At 47.8% G+C, this 2,590-nt stretch carries 3 protein-coding genes and 1 pseudogene; all 4 read right to left on the bottom strand.

The features are described from left to right. Positions 1–320, bottom strand: a pseudogene (locus tag IQ260_RS29695) (ferredoxin:protochlorophyllide reductase (ATP-dependent) subunit N); the annotation flags it as partial. 95 nt (positions 321–415) lie between these two features. Continuing rightward, complete coding sequence (locus IQ260_RS29690; RefSeq protein WP_193996651.1) at positions 416–775, bottom strand: DUF5331 domain-containing protein; 360 nt, start codon at positions 773–775, stop codon at positions 416–418. A 143-nt stretch (positions 776–918) separates the two neighbouring features. After that, complete coding sequence (gene bchL / locus IQ260_RS29685) at positions 919–1,782, bottom strand: ferredoxin:protochlorophyllide reductase (ATP-dependent) iron-sulfur ATP-binding protein (RefSeq protein ID WP_322745080.1); 864 nt, start codon at positions 1,780–1,782, stop codon at positions 919–921. A gap of 445 nt (positions 1,783–2,227) precedes the next feature. After that, positions 2,228–2,590: hypothetical protein (locus tag IQ260_RS29680; RefSeq protein ID WP_193996649.1), on the bottom strand; the 363-nt coding region annotated here is incomplete at its 5' end.

Here is a 2,590-nt window from a genome sequence, read left to right as displayed (position 1 = left end):
GTGCCGATCCAAACAATGACGCTGGGGTTGCGATCGCGCTTAATCTGCAAACACAAACGCTTCAGTTCTTCATAGTCATTCAGCTTGGCTGAGATATCGCCCTCTTCTAGCTCAGCCATAGCGTAGCGAGGCTCAGCAAAGATCATCACCCCCATGGCATTTTGCAAGAAATAGCCACAGGTCTTGGTGCCAATCACCAAAAAGAAACTGTCTTCAATTTTTTGATACAGCCATGCCACACAGCTAATGGGGCAAAACGTATGGTAGTTGCCCGTGTCGCAATCAAAATCAAGAGAGGGGGTATTTGCAGTTGTTGTCATCGTGATTAAAGTCCTTGGAACAGTATTGACACTGACTCAGCCAGCGTATGCAGCTATTGTTCGCCGGGTAATCCGATGGTTGTTACTTGTTTACCTTAAAGACCGTCTAACCCTTCTAATAGAGGAGTATCTTCATCACCGGGGGATGCATCTAAGGTGGGACCAACGTCGCCATTTCCGTCCAAGGCCATTTCTGGGTCAAAATTGAGTCCCAGCACCTCGACTAGAGCATCCTCATCAGAGTTGAGTTTGTAAAACGGCACCATCAGGTTGGATAGTTTGGGTTCTATGGCATTAATCACACCCAGGATCAGTAACGAAGATGGACGACGTCCACCGTCAGGAGTCCTAACAGAGACGTTATTCATCTGTAGCTCTAACCAGGCACGATTGTCTTGCACATAGTTCAACCACTTATCGCGGATGGAGGTGGTGAAATTCTCAAAAAAGGCCATAGCTTGAGACTGTTTCTAAAAATGAATAGGCACGCAGCAATGTAGCACCTCAGCGTCAGAATGGCCAGTCTTTTGAGAAACTCAACGCAAATAAACAAGTAGCAGCCGTTCAGATTGACCGAAAAAGTCTTACCAATAGAGACTTAGACCATCATTAGGTCCATCTCATTTTTCTGGGGAGTCGCTGCTTCAGGCGGATTGAGGTAGAAGTCCGACAGTAGGGAGAACAGCTCACGATCGGCGGCATCCTTGGGTACGACACCCTCAGGCTGAGCGATCAGCTGGTCGGCAATGTTCAGATAGTACTGACACACGGGCTCCAGGGCCGGATCGGTCTCTGCCATCTCAAACATGGTCTTGCCCTTAACCCGAGACACCCGGATATCTTCGATCAGGGGCAAAATTTCTAGCACCGGCATGGGTACCGCTTCAATGTACTTGTCGATCAGGTCGCGCTTGGATGTGCGGTTGCCGATCAGACCGGCTAGCTTAAGCGGGTGGGTCCGGGCCTTTTCGCGCACCGACGCCGCAATCCGGTTAGCGGCAAATAGCGCGTCAAAGCCGTTGTCAGTGACGATCATGCAGTAGTCAGAATAGTTTAGCGGCGCGGCAAATCCGCCACAGACCACGTCACCCAGTACGTCAAATAGAATCACATCGTACTCGTCAAAGGCATTCAGCTCCTTGAGCAGCTTGACCGTCTCACCGACGACATAGCCACCACAGCCAGCTCCAGCCGGAGGGCCACCAGCCTCAACGCAGCTGACACCGCCGTATCCCTGGTAAATCACGTCCTCAGGCCAGATGTCTTCGTAGTGGTAATCCCGTTCCTGCAGGGTGTCAATAATGGTGGGAATTAAAAAGCCCGTGAGGGTAAAGGTGCTGTCGTGTTTGGGGTCACAGCCGATTTGCAGTACTTTTTTGCCGCGTTTGGCAAGGGCAACAGAGATATTGCAACTGGTGGTGGATTTGCCAATGCCGCCTTTTCCGTAGACCGAGAGTTTCACGCTCGTTGTCTCCTTTTGATGGGTGGTCTCAGCGACCATGTCTGTGGGTCATTGTGGAGAAGAAGTGGGTTATTGGATAGGGGGTAGAAAAATACTTAACCTAAAAAATCAAAGCTTATTTTCTTAATAAGGCCTAAAAAATCACTAAGAATCCTTGAAAGCTGAAAATAAAATATATTTAGCCAAAATCATTTTTTAGCTCTCAATTAGGTAAAAACTAGAACAAAAGACAAAAATAATATTTTTGCTGAATCCATTGATAAAAAAGGATCTTAGCCTCTACTTAAAGATTTAAGCTGTGTACAGACCTCCTTAGGAGTAAGCCTTCAACCGTAGCGATAACGTTTGGACTATGGGGTTAACTGAATTTTTCTAAGGGAGACTGACAGCCATAGCTCAGCCTATTGTTAAGAATATTTTAGTTGACTAGAAATAAAACAGATTGCTAAGAGTTTGTTTCGTCTTTTAAAGTTTCCCCTGGATTTTTGGTTTGTGTCCAAGGAAAATTGTTACTAGCTGTTGCAAAGTTATCGGGGGTAAAAAGGAGGCTGCTGACGGATAGATCGTCGTCCCAGACAGGGCGGGTAATGTCGCTCGAATCTTCAACCTGAAACTCGGCGATTACCTGGGTAATCTGGGCGGCTATTTCCTCGGCTGATTTATCAGAACCAGAAGGCATGACCCGCAGTTTGAAACCCACTATGTGGGCTAAATCGTCTAATCCATCCTGGGTATCGAGGTCTGGGGCAAGGGTCACAGCGCTGTTGGCCAATGCCGTACGAATCATGTCGGGGCTCAGCTGTTGGGC

The sequence above is a fragment of the Leptolyngbya cf. ectocarpi LEGE 11479 genome, from assembly GCF_015207065.1.
GTDB lineage: Bacteria > Cyanobacteriota > Cyanobacteriia > Phormidesmidales > Phormidesmidaceae > Leptothoe > Leptothoe ectocarpi.
The sequence above is the reverse complement of the archived record's forward strand: the minus strand, read 5'-3'. Positions and strand labels throughout refer to the sequence as shown.

Coding starts and splice junctions, on each gene's coding strand:
- IQ260_RS29690 (WP_193996651.1), bottom strand. CDS start 775: ATGGCCTTTTTTGAGAATTTCACCACCTCCATCCGCGATAAGTGGTTG.